General features: G+C 73.3%; 18 protein-coding genes. 3 read left to right on the top strand and 15 right to left on the bottom strand.

The annotated features are described in order from the left end of the window. Positions 1 to 58: 58 nt before the first annotated feature. Entirely contained in the window at positions 59 to 316 is a 258-nt protein-coding gene (locus tag OO68_RS28005) for a hypothetical protein (RefSeq protein WP_030243880.1), read from the top strand. Between the two features lies 1 nt (position 317). Here the strand turns inward: OO68_RS28005 and OO68_RS28000 are convergent, their stop codons facing one another. From OO68_RS28000 to infC, 9 genes are all read right to left on the bottom strand, one after another. Further along, positions 318 to 863 (bottom strand): NUDIX hydrolase, encoded by a 546-nt coding sequence (locus tag OO68_RS28000; protein WP_033311944.1) that lies wholly within the window; start codon positions 861 to 863, stop codon positions 318 to 320. Between the two features lie 107 nt (positions 864 to 970). After that, positions 971 to 2,311 carry an NsdA family TPR-like regulatory protein gene (locus tag OO68_RS27995; protein WP_033311943.1) on the bottom strand — a complete coding sequence of 447 codons (1,341 nt, stop codon included), beginning with the start codon at positions 2,309 to 2,311 and terminating at the stop codon, positions 971 to 973. Positions 2,312 to 2,634: 323 nt separating this feature from the next. Continuing rightward, positions 2,635 to 5,148, bottom strand: a complete 2,514-nt coding sequence (gene pheT, locus OO68_RS27990) for a phenylalanine--tRNA ligase subunit beta (protein WP_033311942.1) — start codon at positions 5,146 to 5,148, stop codon at positions 2,635 to 2,637. Then, positions 5,148 to 6,269, bottom strand: a complete 1,122-nt coding sequence (gene pheS / locus OO68_RS27985; RefSeq protein ID WP_033311941.1) for a phenylalanine--tRNA ligase subunit alpha — start codon at positions 6,267 to 6,269, stop codon at positions 5,148 to 5,150. Before pheS ends, pheT begins: the two co-directional genes overlap by 1 nt. A 128-nt stretch (positions 6,270 to 6,397) precedes the next feature. Further along, positions 6,398 to 7,540, bottom strand: a complete 1,143-nt coding sequence (locus OO68_RS27980; protein ID WP_033311940.1) for a sensor histidine kinase — start codon at positions 7,538 to 7,540, stop codon at positions 6,398 to 6,400. A gap of 53 nt (positions 7,541 to 7,593) precedes the next feature. Continuing rightward, positions 7,594 to 8,454 (bottom strand): TrmH family RNA methyltransferase, encoded by an 861-nt coding sequence (locus OO68_RS27975; protein WP_033311939.1) that lies wholly within the window; start codon positions 8,452 to 8,454, stop codon positions 7,594 to 7,596. Positions 8,455 to 8,541: 87 nt separating this feature from the next. Beyond that, entirely contained in the window at positions 8,542 to 8,925 is a 384-nt protein-coding gene (rplT, locus tag OO68_RS27970) for a 50S ribosomal protein L20 (protein ID WP_003989074.1), read from the bottom strand. A 98-nt stretch (positions 8,926 to 9,023) separates the two neighbouring features. Next, on the bottom strand, positions 9,024 to 9,218 hold the full coding sequence (gene rpmI, locus OO68_RS27965; RefSeq protein WP_003977225.1) for a 50S ribosomal protein L35: 195 nt from the start codon (positions 9,216 to 9,218) through the stop codon (positions 9,024 to 9,026). Positions 9,219 to 9,326: 108 nt separating this feature from the next. Next, a complete protein-coding gene (gene infC, locus OO68_RS27960; protein ID WP_078955787.1) occupies positions 9,327 to 9,965 on the bottom strand; it encodes a translation initiation factor IF-3 in 639 nt (212 codons plus the stop codon). A gap of 395 nt (positions 9,966 to 10,360) precedes the next feature. Here infC and OO68_RS27955 point away from each other — a divergent pair, with 395 nt between their 5' ends. Continuing rightward, positions 10,361 to 10,717, top strand: a complete 357-nt coding sequence (locus tag OO68_RS27955; protein WP_062925865.1) for a DUF1844 domain-containing protein — start codon at positions 10,361 to 10,363, stop codon at positions 10,715 to 10,717. Positions 10,718 to 10,725: 8 nt separating this feature from the next. Here the strand turns inward: OO68_RS27955 and OO68_RS27950 are convergent, their stop codons facing one another. From OO68_RS27950 to OO68_RS47825, 3 genes are read right to left on the bottom strand one after another with little or no spacing between them, the layout of a single operon-like run. Next, positions 10,726 to 11,454, bottom strand: a complete 729-nt coding sequence (locus tag OO68_RS27950) for an SseB family protein (protein WP_033311936.1) — start codon at positions 11,452 to 11,454, stop codon at positions 10,726 to 10,728. Between the two features lie 42 nt (positions 11,455 to 11,496). Then, complete coding sequence (gene mycP / locus OO68_RS27945; RefSeq protein ID WP_403548620.1) at positions 11,497 to 12,705, bottom strand: type VII secretion-associated serine protease mycosin; 1,209 nt, start codon at positions 12,703 to 12,705, stop codon at positions 11,497 to 11,499. Beyond that, positions 12,702 to 14,546 (bottom strand): hypothetical protein, encoded by a 1,845-nt coding sequence (locus OO68_RS47825; RefSeq protein ID WP_245237189.1) that lies wholly within the window; start codon positions 14,544 to 14,546, stop codon positions 12,702 to 12,704. The genes mycP and OO68_RS47825 overlap by 4 nt, the downstream gene beginning before the upstream one ends. An 811-nt stretch (positions 14,547 to 15,357) precedes the next feature. Here OO68_RS47825 and OO68_RS27935 point away from each other — a divergent pair. Then, entirely contained in the window at positions 15,358 to 16,560 is a 1,203-nt protein-coding gene (locus tag OO68_RS27935) for an amino acid deaminase/aldolase (protein ID WP_033311935.1), read from the top strand. A 13-nt stretch (positions 16,561 to 16,573) separates the two neighbouring features. On the opposite strand, the gene OO68_RS27930 is transcribed toward OO68_RS27935, so the two are convergent. The 3 genes from OO68_RS27930 to OO68_RS27920 are packed head-to-tail and all read right to left on the bottom strand — an operon-like array spanning position 16,574 to position 19,676. Further along, on the bottom strand, positions 16,574 to 17,473 hold the full coding sequence (locus tag OO68_RS27930) for a DUF2510 domain-containing protein (protein ID WP_033311934.1): 900 nt from the start codon (positions 17,471 to 17,473) through the stop codon (positions 16,574 to 16,576). A gap of 47 nt (positions 17,474 to 17,520) precedes the next feature. Beyond that, entirely contained in the window at positions 17,521 to 18,306 is a 786-nt protein-coding gene (locus OO68_RS27925; RefSeq protein ID WP_033311933.1) for a 3-oxoacyl-ACP reductase, read from the bottom strand. Next, positions 18,303 to 19,676 carry an aldehyde dehydrogenase family protein gene (locus tag OO68_RS27920; protein ID WP_033311932.1) on the bottom strand — a complete coding sequence of 458 codons (1,374 nt, stop codon included), beginning with the start codon at positions 19,674 to 19,676 and terminating at the stop codon, positions 18,303 to 18,305. Before OO68_RS27920 ends, OO68_RS27925 begins: the two co-directional genes overlap by 4 nt. Between the last annotated feature and the right edge of the window lie 3 nt (positions 19,677 to 19,679).

Here is a 19,679-nt window from a genome sequence, read left to right as displayed (position 1 = left end):
AGTTGACTCCTCATGCGCATGCAAGGGATGTGAAACGACTACGGAAAGGAGCGGAATCGTGACCGCCGATCCCGAGCATCCCGTCGTCCATGGAGAACTCGCAGAGTTACGACGCCGCCTCGATGTGGCCTACGCCCGCGTCGAGGGGGGACTGGCTCTGCTCAGCCACCGCACCGAGGAGACCGCCAAGGAGATCGAGGAGCTCAACACCCGTATCCACACGCTCGAACACGCGCGCTGGCCGCTGCCCGCGGTCGCCGCCCTCACCGCCGTGGGTGCCCTCGTCATGGCGATCTGGCAGGCGCTGGGCCGTTGACTCAGGGCAGCGTGTCCTGACCGAGCCTGAGATGGTGCAGCAGCAGTAACGCGGCCGCCATGTTGGCGGCCGGGACCTCGCCGCGGGCGACCATGTCGGGGACGAGCTTGAGAGGCACCCATTCCCGGCGGTCCGACTCGAAGTCGTCCACGGGGTGCCCGACGTAGTCGCCCTCGTCGGCCCAGTACACGTGGTGCCGGGCGTCGGTGAGCCCGTTGGACGGCTCCACGCTCATGAGGTGGCGAAGGGGTCCCGGCCGCCAGCCGGTCTCCTCCTCCAGTTCCCTGGCGGCCGCGCGGGCGATGTCCTCGCCGTCCTCGACGACGCCCGCCGCGAGTTCCCACCCCCAGCTGTCGGTGATGAAGCGGTGCCGCCAGAGCAGCAGCACCTCGTTGGCCTCGTTGACGACCGTGGCCACCGCAACGGGCCGCAGCCGTATGAGGAAGTGGTCCAGATGCCGGCCGTCCGGCAGTTCGACATCCGCGAGATTGACGCTGAACCAGCGGTTTGAGTACACAGTTTGCTCGTTGTGTTTCGTCCACTGCACGGTTCTGCCACCTTCCGTCGAGTAAGTGGCAATATCGCAGCAGGGACGAAGGGACAGCAGGCGCACGGGAAGCGCCTCGGAGCGACCCCGGGCACCACCGCCCGGATCTACAACGGTACGCGCAGGGCCCCGTCGATGAGTTCGGCGGCCTCGGCCGTGCCGGCGCAGCCACTGCGCACCAGGTGCTCCCGCACCGCGCGCAGCCGGTCGCGCAGCCGCTGGGACTCCATGCCCCGGGCCTGCTCGGCCATTTGCACGGCGATGACCACCGCCTTGTCGGCGTTGCCCTGCCGCAGCTCGATGGTGCTCAGCATCGCCAGCCGGTGCACCCGGCCGCGGTCGTGCGCCGGGTTGTCGACGGCGGCCGCGGCATGCTCCCCGGCGGCCGCGATCTCCCCGAGGCTCAGCAGCGCCTCCGCCACCTGGACGTTGACGAGCCCGGGCTGGACATAACCGGTCTCGTCGGGCTCGTAGCCGCGCCGGATGCGCTCGGCGGACTGCTCGGCCCGCCGGATGCAGGACAGGGCGCTGCCACCGTCCCCGAGGTGCGCGTAGGCCTTGGCCTGCATCGCGTAGAGATCGGAGGCGAGCGCCGGGGTGATGTGCTTGCCGGCGGCCCGCAGCGCCGCCTCCGCGAAGGCGACGGACTGCCGGTACTCCCGCATGAACAGCGACTGGTTGACGAGCAGGGCGATCACATACGCGCCGAGACCCCGGTCCCCGCTGGCCTTGGCCAGCCGCAAGGCCTGGTGGAAGTAGCGCTGGGCGAGTCCGTGCGCGTCGGAGTCGTACGCGCAGATGCCGGCGACCGCCACCAACCCGCCTGTGGCCCGGTGCAGTTGACGGCCCGTCTCGTCGGTGTAGCTGCCGCGCAGCAGCGGCGCGGCCTCGGCGTTGAGGAAGCCGACGATCCGGGCCCGCGTGGCGATGCCGCCGGCCTTGCGGTACATCTGCTCGTAGTGCGCACGGGCGGCCCGCAGCATCTCCAGGTCGCCCGTGGTCACCCGGTGCCGGCCGCCGCGGGAGACGTCCACGTCCTCGGGCGGGTTCTCCCACTCCCACACCGGCATCACGGCGGGCGTGCCGGTGAGCGCGGGCGCACCCAGGATGTGGGGCCGTTGCTGCTGGTCGGAGCGCCACAGGGCGGTGGCCCGTTCGACGAACCCGGACAGGGAGCCGGTGTGCGGGGCGGACGGCTCGCCCGGCACGCCGAGGCCGATGTCGTCGAGGGTGACCTGCCGTTGCAGCCGTGCCGCGAGCACCTCGCAGATCAGGTCGGGCACCTGGCCCCGGGGGCGCTGCCCCTTCAACCACCGGGCGACGGCGGTGTGTTCGTACCTCAGGGACAGGCCTCGCGCCCGTCCCGCCTGATTGACGTGTGCGGCCAGCCCCGCGTGCGAGATCCCCGCCTCGTCCAGGATCGCGTCGAGCAGAGTGTTGGGCTGCATGTGGGCCCCCCGGGTGGCTCGGTGCGGCCAGGTTAGTGGGTCCGCCTTCACACGGGGTGTGAACGGAGTGCCCGAATCCGCAGGGTGTGCGCACTGTCGCTCAGAGTCGCCGACCGGTTGACTGAATTGCCTCGAAAGAGGCCGGCCGGGCCGCCGGCTCCCCCTCGTACAGTGCGGCGGCCCGCTTCCGCCGTCCGCCCAGCTGCCTGCCCGACACTCCGTGGCGGGGCGGACGGCATCGCCGGCCGCCCCGAGGGGCGCGGGGAACTGCGCGACGAGCCACGACGAGCCCGCAGCCGCCGTCGACGCGCAGTCCCGCGGCGCTAACTCCGCAACTCGGCTCCGACCCGCTCGCCCGCGAGGGCGACCGCAGCGTCCCGGGCCGCGGAGGCCTCGTCCACGGTCAGCGTCCGGTCGGCCGCCCGGAACCGCAGCGCATAGGCGAGCGACTTCCGTCCGTCACCCAGCTGCTCCGCGTTCTCGTAGACGTCGAACAGCCGGATCGACTCCAGCAATTCCCCGGCCCCCGCACGCAGGGCCTCCTCGACCTCCGCCGCCGGGACGACGGCGTCGACCACCAGGGCGACGTCCTGCGTGGCGACGGGGAACGTGGAGATCCGCGGCGCCTCGGCCGTGCCGTCACCGGCCGCCTCCACCGCGTCCAGGTCGATCTCCATCGCGCAGCTGCGCGCGGGCAGCCCGAGCGCCTTCACGACCCGGGGGTGCAGTTCGCCCGCGTGGCCCACGACCCGCTCGGCGCCGTCCACGGTGACCGCGAGCTCGGCGCACCGCCCCGGGTGCCACGGCCCGTACTGGCCCTTGCGGATGACGAGTTCGGCACCGGCCTCACGGGCGACGGACCGGGCGGCCTCGACCGCGTCGGCCCAGTCGGCCGGACGGCCCTTGCCCCACCAGCCGGCCTGCTCGCGCGCACCGGCGAGGACGACCGCCGCGTGCCGCGGCTGGTCGGGCAGCGCCGCGTTCAGCTCGGCGAGCTCCTCGTCGGTCGGGCGGCGGTCGACGGGCAGCACGGCCGCGGTCCGCCGCTCCTCGCGCGGCCGGAAGACCAGTCCGGTCTCGAACAGTGCGAGGTCGTGCGAGCCCCGGCCGTCGTTGCGGCGCAGGGCGGCGAGCAGACCCGGCAGCAGCGTGGTGCGCAGCGCGGGCTCCTCGTCGCTCAGCGGGTTGCTGAGCTTCACGACACGGCGGGCCGGGTCGTCCGCGTCCAGGCCGAGCTGGTCGAAGACCTGCTCGCCGATGAACGGGTAGTTCAGCGCCTCGACGTACCCGGCACCGGCCAGGGCACGGCCGACACGGCGGTGCAGCCGCTGCCGGTCGGTCAGGCCGAGGCCCGCCGGCGGCCTGGGCAGCGTGGAGGGCAGGTTCTCGTAGCCCTCCAGCCGGATGACCTCTTCGGCCAGGTCGTTCGGGTCGGTGAGGTCGGGGCGCCAGGACGGCACGGTGACGATCAGCTCGTCCTGCCCGTACACGTCGCAGCCGACCTCTTGGAGGCGGCGCACGACGGTCTCGCGGCCGTAGGCGACGCCCGCGACCTTGTCCGGGTGGTCGGCCGGGAGGGCGATGGTGTGCGGCGCGGAGGGAGCCAGGACCTCGGTGACGCCGGCCTCGGCGGTGCCCCCGGCGAGGAGGACCAGCAGGTCGACGGTGCGCTGCGCGGCGGCGGCCGCGGCCTGCGGGTCGACGCCGCGCTCGAAGCGCCGGGACGCCTCGGAGGACAGCTTGTGGCGGCGGGCCGTGCGCGCGATGGACACAGCGTCGAAGTGCGCGGCCTCGATGACGACGTCCGCCGTGGCGTTCTCGACGTCGTCGTGATCGGCGATCTCCGTGTTGGCACCGCCCATGACGCCGGCGAGCCCGATGGGGCCCCGGTCGTCGGTGATCACCAGGTCCTCGGCGTCCAGCGTGCGCTCGACGGCGTCGAGGGTGACGAGCTTCTCGCCCGGCTCGGCCCGGCGCACGCCGATCGTGCCCTGGACCAGGCCGCGGTCGTAGGCGTGCAGCGGCTGGCCGAGCTCCATCATCACGTAGTTGGTGACGTCGACGGCGAGGGAGATCGGGCGCATGCCGACCTTCTGGAGCCGGCGCTGGAGCCAGATCGGGGAGCGGGCCTCGGCGCTCAGACCGGTCACCGTGCGGGCGGTGAAGCGGTCGCAGCCGGTGGGGTCCGAGATCTGCACCGGGTAGCCGTAGGCGTTCGGGCCGGGCACGTCGATCAGGGCCGGGTCGCGCAGCGGCAGGCCGTAGGCGATGGCGGTCTCGCGGGCGACGCCGCGGATGGACAGGCAGTCACCGCGGTTGGCGGTGACGGCGATGTCCAGGACCTCGTCGACGAGCTCCAGGAGCTCGATGGCGTCCTTGCCCACCTCGGTCTCCGGCGGCAGGACGATGATGCCCTTGGTGCCGTCGTCGCCCATGCCCAGCTCCTCGCCGGAGCAGATCATGCCGTGCGAGTTCCTGCCGTACGTCTTGCGCGCGGAGATCGTGAAACCGCCGGGCAGCGAGGCGCCGGGCAGGACCACGACGACCTTGTCGCCGACCGCGAAGTTACGGGCGCCGCAGACGATCTCCTGAGGCTCGCCGGTGCCGTTGGCCTGGCCGACGTCGACGGTGCAGAAGCGGATCGGCTTCTTGAAGCCCTCCAGCTCCTCGATGGTCAGCACCTGGCCGACGACCAGCGGGCCCTTGAGGTCGGCACCGAGCTGCTCGACGGTCTCGACCTCCAGACCGGCGGAAATGAGCTTGGCCTGGACGTCTCGGCCGGTCTCCGTCGCCGGCAGGTCGACGTACTCCCGCAGCCAAGAAAGCGGGACCCGCATCAGATCTCCATCCCGAACGGCCGGGTGAACCGGACGTCACCCTCGACCATGTCTCGCATGTCCTCGACGTTGTGGCGGAACATCAGCATCCGCTCGATGCCGAACCCGAAGGCGAAGCCGCTGTACTTCTCCGGGTCGACGCCGCAGGCGGTCAGCACCTTGGGGTTGACCATGCCGCAGCCGCCGAGCTCGATCCAGCCCTCGCTGGAGCAGGTGCGGCAGGGCCGGTCGGGGTTGCCGACGGACTCGCCGCGGCAGACGTAGCACACCATGTCCATCTCGGCGGACGGCTCGGTGAAGGGGAAGAAGTTGGGCCGCAGCCGGGTCTTCATGCCCGCGCCGAACAGCGCCGTGACCATGTGGTCGAGGGTGCCCTTGAGGTCGGCCATGGTCAGGCCCTCGTCGACGGCGAGCAGCTCGACCTGCCGGAAGACGGGAGTGTGCGTGGCGTCCAGCTCGTCGGTGCGGTAGACGACACCGGGGCAGATCACGTAGACCGGCAGGTCGCGCTGCAGCAGCGAACGGATCTGTACGGGCGAGGTGTGGGTGCGCAGCACGACGCCGGAGTCGGTACCGCCGTCGGCGCTCTGCACGAAGAAGGTGTCCTGCTCGCCGCGGGCCGGGTGGTCCGGGCCGATGTTGAGGGCGTCGAAGTTGAACCACTCGGCCTCGGCCTCGGGCCCCTCGGCGACCTCGTAGCCCATGGCCACGAACACGTCCTCGATGCGCTCCGACAGCGTGGTCAGCGGGTGCCGGGCGCCGGCGACGACGCGGTCGTAAGGCAGCGTGACGTCCACCGCCTCCTCGACGAGCACGCGCGCGTCCCGCTCGGCCTCCAGTTCCGCCTGGCGGGCCGCGAGGGCCTTGTTCACGGCGCCGCGGGCCTGGCCGACACGCTTGCCGGCCTCGGCCTTGGCGTGCGGGGGCAGGGCGCCGATCTCGCGGTTGGCGAGGGCCAGCGGGGAGGCGGGGCCGGTCTGGGCGACCTTCGCCTCGTGGAGTGCGTCGAGGGAGTCCGCGGCGGCGAAGGCGGCGAGCGCCTCGTCCCGCATGCGCTCGATCTCTTCCGGTTTCAACGTCTCGACCTCGACCGGGTCGTACGACTTATTCGGTGCCGACATCTCTTCCCGTGCTTCCGATTGGCTGGCTGGAGGTCCCCGTCTCCGACTCGGACGGCCGCCTGAAGGGACACAAAGGTGCCAATGGCCGAGTCTAACGGGGTGGAGGTACGCGAATGTGCCCGCGGTGCTCAGGCGAGGTAGGCCGGAGCGCTCACGGGCAACGTAAATCGGAACTCGGCGCCGGCGCCGGGGGCGCGGCCGACCGTGATGGTGCCGCCGTGGGCCTCGACGATGCCCTTGACGATGTAGAGACCGAGGCCCGTCCCGCCGCGCTTGCTGCCCCGCCAGAAGCGGGTGAAGACGCGGTTCATGGACTCCTCCGGGATGCCGGGCCCCTCGTCGCTCACGATGACCGACGTACCGGTGTCCTCGTCCTCGCGGGGGGACGCCGTGGCCGTGACGTCGATCGTGACAGTTCCCTCGCCGTGCCGCACGGCATTTTCGAGCAGGTTGCTGAGCACCTGGTCGATCTTGTCGGGGTCGGCCCACAGGTCGGGCAGCGGCTGCTGGACGCGCAGCAGGAACCGGTCGGCGGGCTGGCCGGCGGCGACGTAGGCCTGGATGTGCCGTCCGACGGCGGCGCCGATGTCGACGGGCTGGCGGCGCACCTCCAGGCGGCCGGAGTCGATCCGGGAGATGTCGAGCAGCTCGGCGATGAGCCGGGTGACCCGGTCGGCGTCGGCGTCGACGGTCTCCAGCATCAGCCGCTTCTGGTCGTCGGTGAAGCGTTCCCACTTGGCGAGCAGCGTGGCGGTGAAGCCCTTGACCGACGTGAGCGGGGAGCGCAGTTCGTGGGCGACCGTGGCGATCAGCTCGGCGTGGCTGCGCTCGGTGCGGCGGCGGGCCTCGGTGTCGCGCAGGGTGACGACCAGGCGCCGGAGGGGTCCGGTGGGCCGGGTGCGGACGTAGCGCGCGGAGACCAGCACCTCACGGCCGCCGGGCAGGAGCAGGTTGCGCTCGGGCTGTCCGACGCGGATGGCGAGGCCACCGTACGGGTCGGTCAGCTGCCACCAGCGCCGGCCTTCCAGGTCCTCTAAGGGCAGGGCCTTCTCCAGCCGCTGCCCGAGGGCGTCCCGGGCGCGGACGGCGGTGATGCGCTCGGCGGCCGCGTTGAAGCAGATGACGTGGCCCTGCTCGTCGGCGACGACGAGCCCGTCGGGCAGGTGGTCGGGGTCGATGCCGAGGCCGGCGGGATCACCGGGTGGCCGGGACGCGGCGGGCGGGCCCCCGGCGTCCTGGGCTCCCGGTGCGCTGCTCGTGCCGACGGTCATCCCCGTACCCCACCTCCAAGGCTCGCAGAGGGGTCCCTGAGCTGGTCACCCTACTAGTTCCCGGTGACGGAGCGGCACCCTCCGGAGGCGCGCTGTGCACGCGCCGACGCATAGAGACATACGGCGGCGGCGGTGGCGAGGTTCAGGCTCTCGGCCTTCCCGTGGATCGGGACGCGGACGACGGCGTCGGTGAGGGCGCGGGTCTCCTCCGGCAGGCCCCAGGCCTCGTTGCCGAAGACCCAGGCGGTGGGCCCGCCCATGGTGCCCTTGTCGAGCTCGTCGTCCAGATCGCGGTCGCCCGCCCCGTCGGCGGCCAGGACCCGGACACCGGCGTCCCGCAGCGCTTGGACGGCGTGCTCCACGGGCACGCCGACGGCGACCGGCAGGTGGAACAGGGAGCCGACGGAGGCGCGGACGGCCTTGGGGTTGTACACGTCGACGGAGGCGTCGGTCAGGACGACGGCCTCGGCCCCGGCGGCGTCGGCGCAGCGCAGTACCGTCCCGGCGTTGCCCGGGTCACGGACGTTGGCGAGAAGGGCGACGAGCCGGGGGCGGGCCGCGAGGACCTCCTCGAAGGGCGTGTCCAGGAACCGGCAGACGCCGACGAGGCCCTGCGGGGTGACGGTGGTGGAGATGTCGGCGATGACCTGCTCGGCGGCGAGGTGCACCCGGGCTCCGGCGTCCCGGGCGGCCCCGACGATGTCGGCGTAGCGCTCGGCGGCCTCCAGCGTCGTGAAGAGCTCCACGAGCGTGGCCGCGTCCCCGGTCCGGTGCCCGGCGGCTTCCCGCACGGCCTGCGGCCCCTCCGCCAGGAACAGGCGGTCCTTCCCCCGGAAGTTCCGCTTGGCCAGCCGCCGCGCGGCCAGGACGCGTGGGGAGCGGGGGGAGACGAGCTCGGGGGTGGCAGGCGGCATCCTGTTCGCTTTCTCGGTAGCTGCACAGCAGGACCCGCAGACCGTCCGGCCTGCGGGTCCTTCAGTTCACGTCGGCTCGGGCCGGCGTCACGCAGCCTTCGGCGCGTTCACGTCGCTCGGCAGCGCCTTCTGGGCGACCTCGACGAGGGCGGCGAACGCACCGGCGTCGTTGACGGCCAGCTCGGCCAGGATCTTGCGGTCGACCTCGACGTTCGCGGCCTTCAGACCCTGGATGAAGCGGTTGTAGGTCATGCCGTTGGCGCGGGCAGCGGCGTTGATGCGCTGGATCCACAGCTGACGGAAGTCGCCCTTGCGCTTCTTGCGGTCGTTGTAGTTGTAGACCAGCGAGTGGGTGACCTGCTCCTTGGCCTTGCGGTACAGGCGCGAGCGCTGACCGCGGTAGCCGGAGGCCTGCTCGAGGATCGCCCGGCGCTTCTTGTGGGCGTTGACTGCCCGCTTGACGCGTGCCACTTGTTAACTCCTTGTAGCGGGGCCGTGGGGGTGCTCACACGACCCGAAATCGATTGGGTCCCGGTCTGACGTACGTCCGGCGCTCGCGCGCCCGGACGTCACTTGCCGAGAAGCTTCTTGATCTTCGCGGCGTCGCCCGGGGCCATCTCGGCGTTGCCGGTGAGGCGACGCGTCACGCGGGACGACTTGTGCTCGAGCAGGTGGCGCTTGCCGGCGCGCTCGCGCAGCACCTTGCCGGAGCCGGTGATCTTGAAGCGCTTGCTGGCACCGCTGTGCGACTTGTTCTTCGGCATAGCGCCGTTCTCTCCTCGTCGGTGGCGCTCCGGTGCCCGGTCGCGAAACCGGGCACGGTGGAGCGTCGTCTTGTATCGGTTGCTTCCTGGGACTGGCGTCCCGGGGAGTCACGCCTCGGCGGGCTCCTCAGCCGGCGCCTCGGTCTCCGCGGCGTTCTGCGACTTGCCGGGGTTGGCCTTCGCTTCCGCCTTGCGGGCTTCCTGCGCCTGGCGAGCCTCGGCCATCGCCTCGGTCTTCTTCTTGTGCGGACCGAGAACCATGATCATGTTCCGGCCGTCCTGCTTCGGGTTCGACTCGACGAAACCCAGGTCCTGGACGTCCTCCGCGAGACGCTGCAGCAGTCGGTAGCCCAGCTCGGGACGGGACTGCTCGCGACCACGGAACATGATCGTGATCTTGACCTTGTCGCCCTGCTTGAGGAACCGGACGACGTGACCCTTCTTGGTGTCATAGTCGTGCGGGTCGATCTTCGGCCGGAGCTTCATCTCCTTGATGACCGTGTGCGCCTGGTTCTTGCGCGCCTCACGGGCCTTCATGGCCGACTCGTACTTGAACTTCCCGTAGTCCATGAGCTTGCACACGGGCGGACGGGCGTTCGCCGCGACCTCGACCAGGTCCAGGTCGTACTCCTGCGCAAGCTCCAGTGCCTTGGCCAGGGGGACGATGCCCACCTGCTCGCCACTGGGACCGACAAGTCGCACCTCGGGAACGCGAATCCGGTCGTTGATGCGGGGCTCGGCGCTGATGGATCCTCCTCGGTAGCACCACGCGACGGTCTGGCGGACGGCCGCGTAACGTCTTGTATCGATAGACCTAACCGCGCCGGTGCAACAAAAATGCCCCGGACGATCCCAGGCGGGGCTCCTCGAACTACCGGAGCACCGCCGCGGGGGGCCGCGGGGCGCGCTTTCGGACGGATCGCCGCCGCATGGACGGGACCGCCTGACCGGTGACCCGCCGCCCTGAGGGCGATCGGGTGGGAGTTCGAAAGCCTCCACTTGTGGGCCGGGCCCGCGAGCTGTGGGGCACACGTGTCCGACCGGTCGTTACACGAGATTACCAGCAAGGGCCAGGAACGGCCAATTGGGACGGGCCGGGGTCACGTGGGGGTCGCCCGCCCGCTGCGCCTATCGTGTGGGGCATGAGTGAGACCCCTCCTGAGTCCCCCGACTTCGACGCCATGGCCCGCGACATCGCCGAGGTCCCGGCGGTCGAGGTGATCGTGACGGTCGCCGTCAACCTGATGAGCGCCGCCGCCGTGAAGCTCGGTCTGACCGAGGAGGGCGAGAAGCACAAGGACCTGGACGAGGCCCGCAAGCTGGTCCACGCCCTGGCCGGTCTGCTGGACGCCACGGCGACCGAGATCAGCTCCTTCCACGCGGCGCCCCTGCGCGACGGTCTGAAGTCGCTCCAGCTGGCGTTCCGCGAGGCCTCGCTCGTCCCGGACGAGCCGGGCCAGGGGCCGGGCGAGAAGTACACGGGCCCGGTCTACGGCTAGGTCGGACCTCAGCGTACGAACAGGGGCTCGCCCGGTGGCGTCGCCTCGGCAGGCAGCAGTGCCAGGTCGAGGCCGCGCACCAGGCGGGCCCTGAGTGTTGCGTCGGCGGCGAGCCGCTCGGCGACGGCCCTCGCCGCCTCGGCCGGCGCCGCGGACGGGTCCAGCACCAGGGCGAGGGTGCCGTCGGCCCGGCCCGGGCCGAGGTGGGCGCGCAGGACGGCGGGTTCGGCGGCCACGGCTGAGCGGACGGCCCCGACGACGGCCGGGTCGGTGAGCGGGTCGGTGGTCGTACGGCCCTCGGCGAGGGCGAGCAGGGCGGGGCCCGCCAGCTCGAAGGGCACGGGCCCGGCCAGGTCGAGCACGATCGTGTCCGCCTTCTCGTGCGCGGCGGCCTGCAGGGCCTGGTGCAGGGGCACGGCGACGGGGCGGGCGGCCGGGTCCCAGCGGGCGAGGGAGTCCGTGGAGGTGAAGGCGGGCAGGGCGGTGCGGTCGCCGGCCTTCAGAGTGGGGACGGCCATGTCGCTGGTCTTCTCGTGGCGCAGGCCCCGCTCGTCCTCCTCGACCTCGCCGAGCACGGCCACGACGGGGACGAGCAGGCGGGCGTCCTTGAGGGCGGCCAGGACCGGACCCACGGCGCTCCGGTCCGCGGACCAGGCGATGAGGGCCGCGCTCAGCCGGGGGTCGGCGGAGCCGTCGTCGTCGGAGAAGCCGGAGTCCGGGATGTTCTTGTTCGCCACGCGTCGACCCTATCGGCCGGGTGGTGGGCTCCCGGCAGTGGCTCAGAGGTCCGCACGGCCGGCACGGCGGCCGCGCCACAGGACGACCGCAGCGACCAGGAGGACGCCGCCTGCACCGCCCGCGAGGGGGGCGGCCCAGTCGGCGGGGCCGTCGCCGGAGGCGTCGGCGTCAGGTCCGCTGCCGAAGTACTGCGCGCCGTAGGACGCCGACTGCAGGTCCTGCGGCTTGAGGCGGCCGGCGGCCTCGATGGCGGCGGCCGGGTCGACGAAGCCGAAGCCGCGGGAGTCGTCGCGGCCCCCGGCCGGGGCGTTGCGGGCGGTGTCCTCCAGCAGCGTCTTGATCTGGGCCGGGGCGAGACCGGGGTGGGCCGCCTTGACCAGGGCGGCGGCGCCGGAGACGAAGGCGGCGGCGGCGCTGGTGCCCCAGCCTTCGTAGTACTTGTGGTCGGGGTCGGCGATGACGACGTCGACGCCGGGGGCGCTGACCGTGGCGTACCAGCGGCGGGTGGAGAAGGAGGCGCGGGTGCCGGCGCGGTCGACGGCGGTGGCGGCGATGACGCCCGGGTAGGCGGCCGGGTAGGAGATGTGGTCGCCCTTCTCGCCGCCGTTGCCCGCTGAGGCGACGACCACCACGCCCTTCTTCAGGGCGTACTGGATGGCCTGGTCCTCGCCGGGTTCGGGGTGCGCGGAGGCGGAGTCGTCGCCGAGGGAGAGGTTGATGACGTCGGCGCCGTGGTCGGCGGCCCAGCGGATGCCCTCGGCGAGGGCGTTGCCGCGGGTGCTGCGGGCCTTGGCCCGGGAAGGATCGCCGTCCTCCAGGATCACGCGGACCGGGAGGATCTTCGCCTCGGGCGCGATGCCGAGGACGCCGTCGGCGTCGCCGGGGCCGTGTCCGTGGCCGGCGATGATGCCGGCCATGGCGGTGCCGTGCCGGGCCCAGGCGCGGTCACCGGGTTCGGCCCCGAAGCCGACCAGGTCCTTGCCGGGCAGGACGTTGCCGGCCAGGTCGGGGTGGTCCTCCTCGACGCCGGTGTCCAGGACGGCGACGGTGACGCCGCGGCCCTTGGTGGTCTGCCAGGCCTGCTCGGTGTGCATGGCATCGAGGGCCCACTGCTGGGCGCGGATGCCGTCGGCGTGCGCGGTGGCGGCGGGGAGGAGGACGAGGCCGGCGGTGAGCAGGACGCCGAGGGCGGCGGCCCTCTTGGACGGCCTGCGCGGGCGCTTCCCGGCCGGGGGGTGCACGGCGGTCACGAGGGCTGCTCCGAGGCCGAGCGGACGTTTCTGCGGAAGTCGCGTTCGACGCGGTCGGCGAGGCCCTGCGCCTCGTTGCCGAGGCCGGCCTGCGCGGCGGCGGTGGTGGCGCCGGCCTCCAGGGCGTCCCCGGCGGGCTGCGGGTCGTCGACGGTGCGGCCGTCGGCCCAGCCGGAGACGGCGTAGACGACGACGGGGGCCTCGGTGAGGACGGAGACGGTCCAGGATGCGCGCTGGCGGGCGCCGAAGCCGGCGGCGAGCGTGCCCTTCGCGGCGTACGGCAGGGGCATCAGGTCGCTGCGACGGTCCAGGCGTTCCTTGCGGAAACGGTTCGCGAGGGCGGTCATTCCGGGGGCGTCGGCGGTGGTGAAGAGCAGGCCGACAGTAGTCACGTAGCTCTGGGTGGCATCGGTGTAGGTGGCACGCAGGAGGCGTTCGCAGCCGACGGGGGCGAGGGCCTTGCGCAGCAGCGGATCGAAGGCGTCCTTGCAGCCGCTGTCGGGGGCGACGGCGATACGGGTCCAGGTGCGGTCGGCTCCGCCGGGCCCGGCGCCCCGGCCCTGCACGGTCGGCGGGAACAGCTGGTCGACCGGGACGCTGTGCCAGAGGCTTCCGGCGGCGGCGAAGGTGCTGGGCGAGCCCTCTTCCCCGGAGCCGCCGACGAGCCAGCTGCCGGTGACCGCTCCCGAGATGAGGCCCAGTCCGAGTACGAGGCAGACGGCGGCAGCGGCGGCCTGCGGCGCCCCGCGCCGGACGAGCGGCCGGGGCCGGGCGTCGCCGTCGTAGCCCTCGGGCTCACCGAACGACACCAGGGGGCGCGTGGCGCTCCAGGAGAGGGCGGGGTCGGGCGAGACCTGGGCGGGGCTCCGGTGCGGCGGGGCGGAGGGGGCCTGCGGCTCGTGCGCGGGGCGCGGCGGGGTGGCGGTCACCCCCGAGGCGGCGGGGCGGGCGAAGGGTACGGCGGGCTCGCCCGGTGCCGGGTCGGCGGGGACCGGGCGAAGGCGGGCGGTCGTCTCGGAGGTGCCCTCGCCGGGGGCGCCGCGGCGGGGGGCGGGGAGCCGGAAGGGCCGGCCGGCCGTCTCGGACGGTGCACCGGCCGGAGCACCGGAACCGCCGGGGGCGGAGAGGCGGAAGGGCCGGCCGGGCGTCTCCGTCGAGGCCCCCTCCGGAGTGTCCGGACGCCCGGTCCGGCCGGAGGAGCCGCCCGGCGTGGGGAGGTGCCGCGGACGCGGAGGAGTGCCGGGTGCCGGGGTGGCGGACGGCTTGGCCGAACCGGGGCGGTTCTCACGGCCGTCACCGGACGAGGTGTTGGAGCCGGGGCGGGTCTCGCGGCTGACACCGGACGGAGTCTCCGACCCGGGACGGGTCTCACGGCCGGGGCCGGTCGGCCCGCCCGAACCGAGGCTTGTCCCACGGCCGACGCCTGGAGGCCGTTCCGAGGCCGGGCGGCCATCGCGGCCGGCCCCGGAGGACCGGTCCGAGCCGAGGCGGTCATCAGGGCCGCCGGACAGTCGGTCCGAGCCGGGGCGGGTCTCGCGGTCGACCCCGGAGGGCCGGTCCGAACCGACGCCGGTCTCACGACCCCCAAACCGCCCGTCCGAGCCGAAGCCCGACTCGCGGCCGACGCCTGAAGGCCGGTCCGAGCCGGGGCGGCTCTCACGGCCGCCGGAGGGCCGGTCCGAACCGACGCCGGTCTCACGGCCGCCGGACGGCCCATCCGGACCGGACCCCGCCTGACGGCCGATCCGTGACCGCCGCTCCGAGCCGGGGCGGCCATCGCGGCCGGCCACGGAGGACCGGTCCGAGTCGGCACGCGTCTCGCGGCCGATGCTGGGCGGCATGTCCGGGAAGCGCGTGGAGGCGCGGGGCGGGGGCAGTGCGGTGGGCTCGGTGAGCCGGGGTGCGATGGGCCCCGTGGGCCGGGGTGCGGCGGAGCCGGTAGGGCGGGATTCCGCAGGCTCGCTGAGCCGGGGGGCAGCAAGGCCGGTGGGCCGGGGTGCGGCAAGGCCGGTGGGCCGGGACTCCGCAGGCTCGCTGCGCCAGGATGCGGCGGGCCCAATGGGCCAGGATTCCGCAGGCTCAGTGCGCCCGGGCGCGGCAGGTCCGGTGGACCGAGACGCGGCGGACCGGGTGGGCTCGGTGGGCCAAGGTTCCGCAGGGTCGCTGCGGCGGGGCGCGGCCGAGCCGGTGGTCGCGGTTCCGAGGGAGGGGAAGTGGGGGCGGCCGTTCGCGTCCCCGGCCGTCCCGGCGTGGGCTCCTGCCTGGCCCGGCGCGGGGTCGGGCGTGGTGCCCTGGGTGTCCCGGCCGTCTGCCGGCGGGTGCGGCGGGCGCGGTGGCGTGGTGGGGCGCGGGGGGAAGGAGGCGCGTGGCGCTTCCGTGCTCATGCACCCCCCGTTTCCTCATGCCCGGGCCGCTCGTCTCCCGCGGGCCGTTGCCGTCCTGCCCGAGGCCCGGTACGGAATCGTCCCGGGCACACCTACCCGTACGGACGGAGCGTCATCCCGGCGCGGATCCCCGGCCGGCGGCGTCCGTCGTACGTTCGCGTCACTCTACGGCTTGTTCCTGGGCGAACGGGAACCAGTCCACGAGGCCGGGGCATCTGCCCGGAACGTCCCCCTACCCTGCGGTAATCCAGTCTGGCAGGCTGCGTTCATGACTGCGCGCGCCGCCGACCGGGCCCGTTACGACCGGGCCACCGCCCATCTCGACGCCCCTCTCGCGATCGTGGACCTGGAGGCTTTCGACGCCAACGCCGCCGACCTGGTCCGACGTGCCGGGGGCAAGCCGATCCGGGTCGCCAGCAAATCGGTGCGCTGCCGGGCGCTGCTGGAGCGCGTCCTGGCCCGGGACGGCTTCGCGGGGATCATGTCGTTCACCCTGGCCGAGTCGCTGTGGCTGGCCCGTTCGGGGTTCGAGGACGTGCTGCTCGCCTATCCGTCCGCCGACCGTGCGGCGTACGCCGAACTGGCCGGTGATCCCAAGCTCGCCGCCGCCGTGACCGTCATGGTCGACGACGTCGCCCAGCTGGATCTGATCGACGCCTCCCGCGGCGGCGGCCGTGAAGTGGTGCGGGTGTGCCTGGAGTTGGACACCTCCTTGAAGCTGCTCGGCGGGCGGGTGCGGGTCGGGGCCCGGCGTTCGCCGCTGCACTCCCCCGCCCAAGTCGCCGACGTGGCACGGGCGGTGGCCCGGCGGCCCGGCTTCGAGGTCGTGGGGATCATGGCCTACGAGGGGCATGTCGCCGGTGTCGGGGACTCGCTCGCCGGGCGTCCGCTGCGGTCCCGTGCGATCCGGCTGATGCAGGCCGCGGCCAGGCGTGAACTCGCCGAGCGGCGTGCGGAGGTGGTGCGCGCGGTGCGGGCCGTCGTGCCGGACCTGGAGTTCGTCAACGGCGGCGGCACCGGCTCGGTGCAGCACACGGCGGCCGAGGACGCGGTGACCGAGATCGCCGCCGGATCGGGGCTGTACGTGCCGCGCCTGTTCGACAACTACACCTCGTTCAGCGGCCGTCCGTCGGCCCTCTTCGCCATGCCCGTGGTGCGACGGCCGGGGGTCGGGGTCGTGACGGTGCTCGGCGGTGGCTATCCCGCCTCCGGTGCGGCCGGGGCCGACCGGTCGCCCGTGCCGTATCTGCCCGAGGGGCTGCGCTACGACCCGCAGGAGGGTGCCGGTGAGGTGCAGACGCCGCTGCTGGGCTCGCCCGCGGACGATCTGCTGATCGGTGACAAGGTGTGGTTCCGGCACGCCAAGGCCGGTGAGCTGTGCGAGCGGTTCGACCGGCTCCACCTGGTCGAGGGCGATGCGGTGACGTCGACCGTGCCCACCTACCGCGGTGAGGGCCACACGTTCCTCTGAGGCTCGTGCGGCGTCAGTCCGTCGGGCCGATGCTGCTGCCGACTCCGCCGCCCGTGGCCGCGTCGCCGAACGGCCGGATGCCCTTGGTGATGCGGTCCATGTCGGCGAGCGGCGGTCCGTCCTCGCCCGCGTCGAAGACGTACCGGACGAGGACCGGCGACTCGGTGCCGACGCTGGAGGGGAAGACCAGCGACTGCACGTAGCCGCCGGGGCCCTTGCCGGTCGTGACGCGCCAGCGCACGAGGTACCCGGCGCGCCCCGCCACCGCGACCGGCCCGGACTTGACGACCTGGTGCGACTCCAGGCCGCCGTGGAGCTCGCGGCCGAGCCGGTCGCGGTCGTAGGCCTCGTCGGCGGCCTCGGAGATGTCCGCCTTGGCAAGGGCCTCGGGGGACTTCTCGTCGTTCTCGGTCACCGTGCGGGAGAAGACCATGCCGTGGCGGCACAGGCCGACGCCGGCGGGGCAGTCGTAGGTGCCGTCGGTCGTCATGACGACGTCGTCCTGGGCGACGTACTGCGGGCGGACCCAGCCGTCGCGCAGCGGGAACGTGATGCCGTTGAGCTGGTCCTCCACGACGGCGGGGTCGTCCGCGGACGGTTCCGACGTGGACGCCTCGGGGGTCGGCTCGGGCGAGCCGGGTGTGGTCTCGGGCGCGGAGGTCGGGGCCGTCCTGGTCTCCGTGCCGTCGCCGTCGCCCCCGTCGAGGGCGACGGCTCCGGTGACGATCGCCGCGACGAGGACGGCGCCCGCGGCGGTCAGGGCGACCGCCTTCGTCCGGCCGGTGCCGCCGCCCGGCGGCGGGGCGGCGGGCGCCTCGGGCGTGCGGCGGTGCTCGGTCCAGGCCGTGCCGTCCCACCAGCGCTGGAGGTGCGGGGCGTGCGGGTCGGGATACCAGCCGGGCGGCGGCGTCATGCTCATCCCGGCACTGTAGGGCGCGGCCCGGCCCGTCCGGAGCCCGACTACAGGGGTGTGACGTACGCCCCCGCGATCCCGCCGTCGACCAGGAAGTCGGTGGCGTTCACGAACGAGGAGTCGTCGCTGGCGAGGAAGGCCACGGCGGCGGCGATCTCCTCGGCCTCGGCGAACCGGCCCAGCGGGATGTGCACCAGACGGCGCGCGGCCCGCTCCGGGTCCTTGGCGAACAGCTCCTGGAGGAGCGGGGTGTTGACCGGGCCGGGGCACAGGGCGTTCACGCGGATGCCCTCGCGGGCGAACTGCACGCCCAGTTCCCGGGACATGGCGAGGACGCCGCCCTTGGAGGCCGTGTACGAGATCTGGGAGGTCGCCGCGCCCATCCGGGCGACGAAGGACGCCGTGTTGATGATCGAGCCCCGGCCCTGGCGCTGCATGTAGGGGATGGCGGCCTTGCAGCACAGGTAGACGGAGGTGAGGTTGACCTCCTGGACGCGCTTCCAGGCCTCCAGGCCGGTCTCCAGGATGGAGTCGTCGTCGGGCGGGGAGATGCCGGCGTTGTTGAAGGCGATGTCGACGCTGCCATAGGTGTCGTGGGCGGTCCTGAAGAGCGCCTCGACCTCGTCGGGGTCGGTGACGTCGACCTTGACGAAGGTGCCGCCGGTCTCCTCGGCGGCGGCCTTGCCGCGGGTCTCGTCGACGTCGCCGCAGACGACGTGGGCCCCCTCGGAGGCGAGGCGGCGGGCGGCGGCGAGGCCGATGCCGCTGCCGGCGCCGGTGACGACGGCGGTACGGCCGACCAGGCGGCGGCAGATGTTCTCCTGGGCAGTCACTGTGCGGGGCCCTCCGTGCTGATGAAGACGTTCTTGGTTTCGGTGAAGGCGGCCAGGGCGTCGGGGCCGAGCTCGCGCCCGACGCCGGACTGCTTGTAGCCGCCGAACGGGGTCCAGTAGCGGACGCTGGCGTGGGAGTTGACGGACAGGTTGCCGGCGCGGACGCCCTGGGAGACGCGCAGGGCGCGGCCGACGTCGCGGGTCCAGATGGAGCCGGAGAGGCCGTAGGGGGTGTCGTTGGCCAGCCGGATCGCGTCCTGCTCGTCGGTGAAGGGCAGGAGGACGGCCACGGGGCCGAAGATCTCCTCGCATGCCGCGGCCGAGTCCGGGCTCTCGCCGGTCAGGACGGTGGGCGGGAACCAGAAGCCCGGGCCCTCGGGGGCGCTGCCGCGCAAGGCCTCGGCGGTGTCGGGCACGAAGCTCCGGACCCGGTCGAGCTGCTGCCGTGAGATCAGCGGGCCCATCTGGGTCTTCTCGTCGGCCGGGTCGCCCACGACCACGGCGGACAGGGCGTCGGCCAGCAGTTCGCGGACCTCGTCGTAGACCGGCTCCTGGACGAGGATGCGGGTGCGGGCGCAGCAGTCCTGGCCGGAGTTGTCGAGGAAGGAGAAGGGGTCGACAGCCGTCTTGAGGTCGGCGTCGGCGAAGACGATGTTGGGGCTCTTGCCGCCGAGTTCGAGGGTGACCGGCTTGACCTGCTCGGCGCCGAGGGCGGCGACGCGCGTGCCGGTGCGGGTGGAGCCGGTGAAGACGATCTTGGCGACTCCGGGGTGCCGGACCAGAGCGTCGCCCGTGATGTCACCGCGTCCCGGCAGGACCTGGAAGAGGTGCTCCGGGAGCCCGGCCTCCAGGGCGAGTTCGGCGAGGCGCAGCGCGGTGAGCGGGGTGGTCTCGGCGGGCTTGAGGATGACGGCGTTGCCGGCCGCGAGGGCGGGGGCGGTGCCCCAGGCGGCGATCGGCATGGGGAAGTTCCAGGGCGCGATCACCCCGACGACGCCGAGCGGTTCGAGGATCGTGACGTCCAGGCCGCCGGGCACCGGGATCTGCCGGCCGGTGAGCCGTTCCACTCCCCCGGCCGCGTAATCCAGCAGGTCGCGGACGTTGCCGGCCTCCCAGCGGGCGTTGCCGATGAGGTGGCCGGCCTCGCGGACCTCCAGGCGGGCCAGTTCCTCCAGGTGCTCGTCGACGGTGGCCGCGAAGCGGCGCAGCAGCCGGGCGCGGTCGGCGGGGGGCAGGGCGGCCCAGATCCGCTGAGCCCGGGCGGCGTGGGTGACGGCCGCGTCGACGTCGGCCGGATTCGCCCCGGCGACGGCGGCGACGACCTCCTCGGTCGCGGGATTCAGTACTTCCAGAAGGTGCTCGGAAGACAAGGA

The sequence above is a fragment of the Streptomyces iakyrus genome, assembly GCF_000717055.1.
In the GTDB taxonomy this organism is placed as follows: domain Bacteria; phylum Actinomycetota; class Actinomycetes; order Streptomycetales; family Streptomycetaceae; genus Streptomyces; species Streptomyces iakyrus.
Note: the sequence above shows the minus strand (reverse complement) of the source record. Positions and strands in the feature narration are given on the sequence as shown.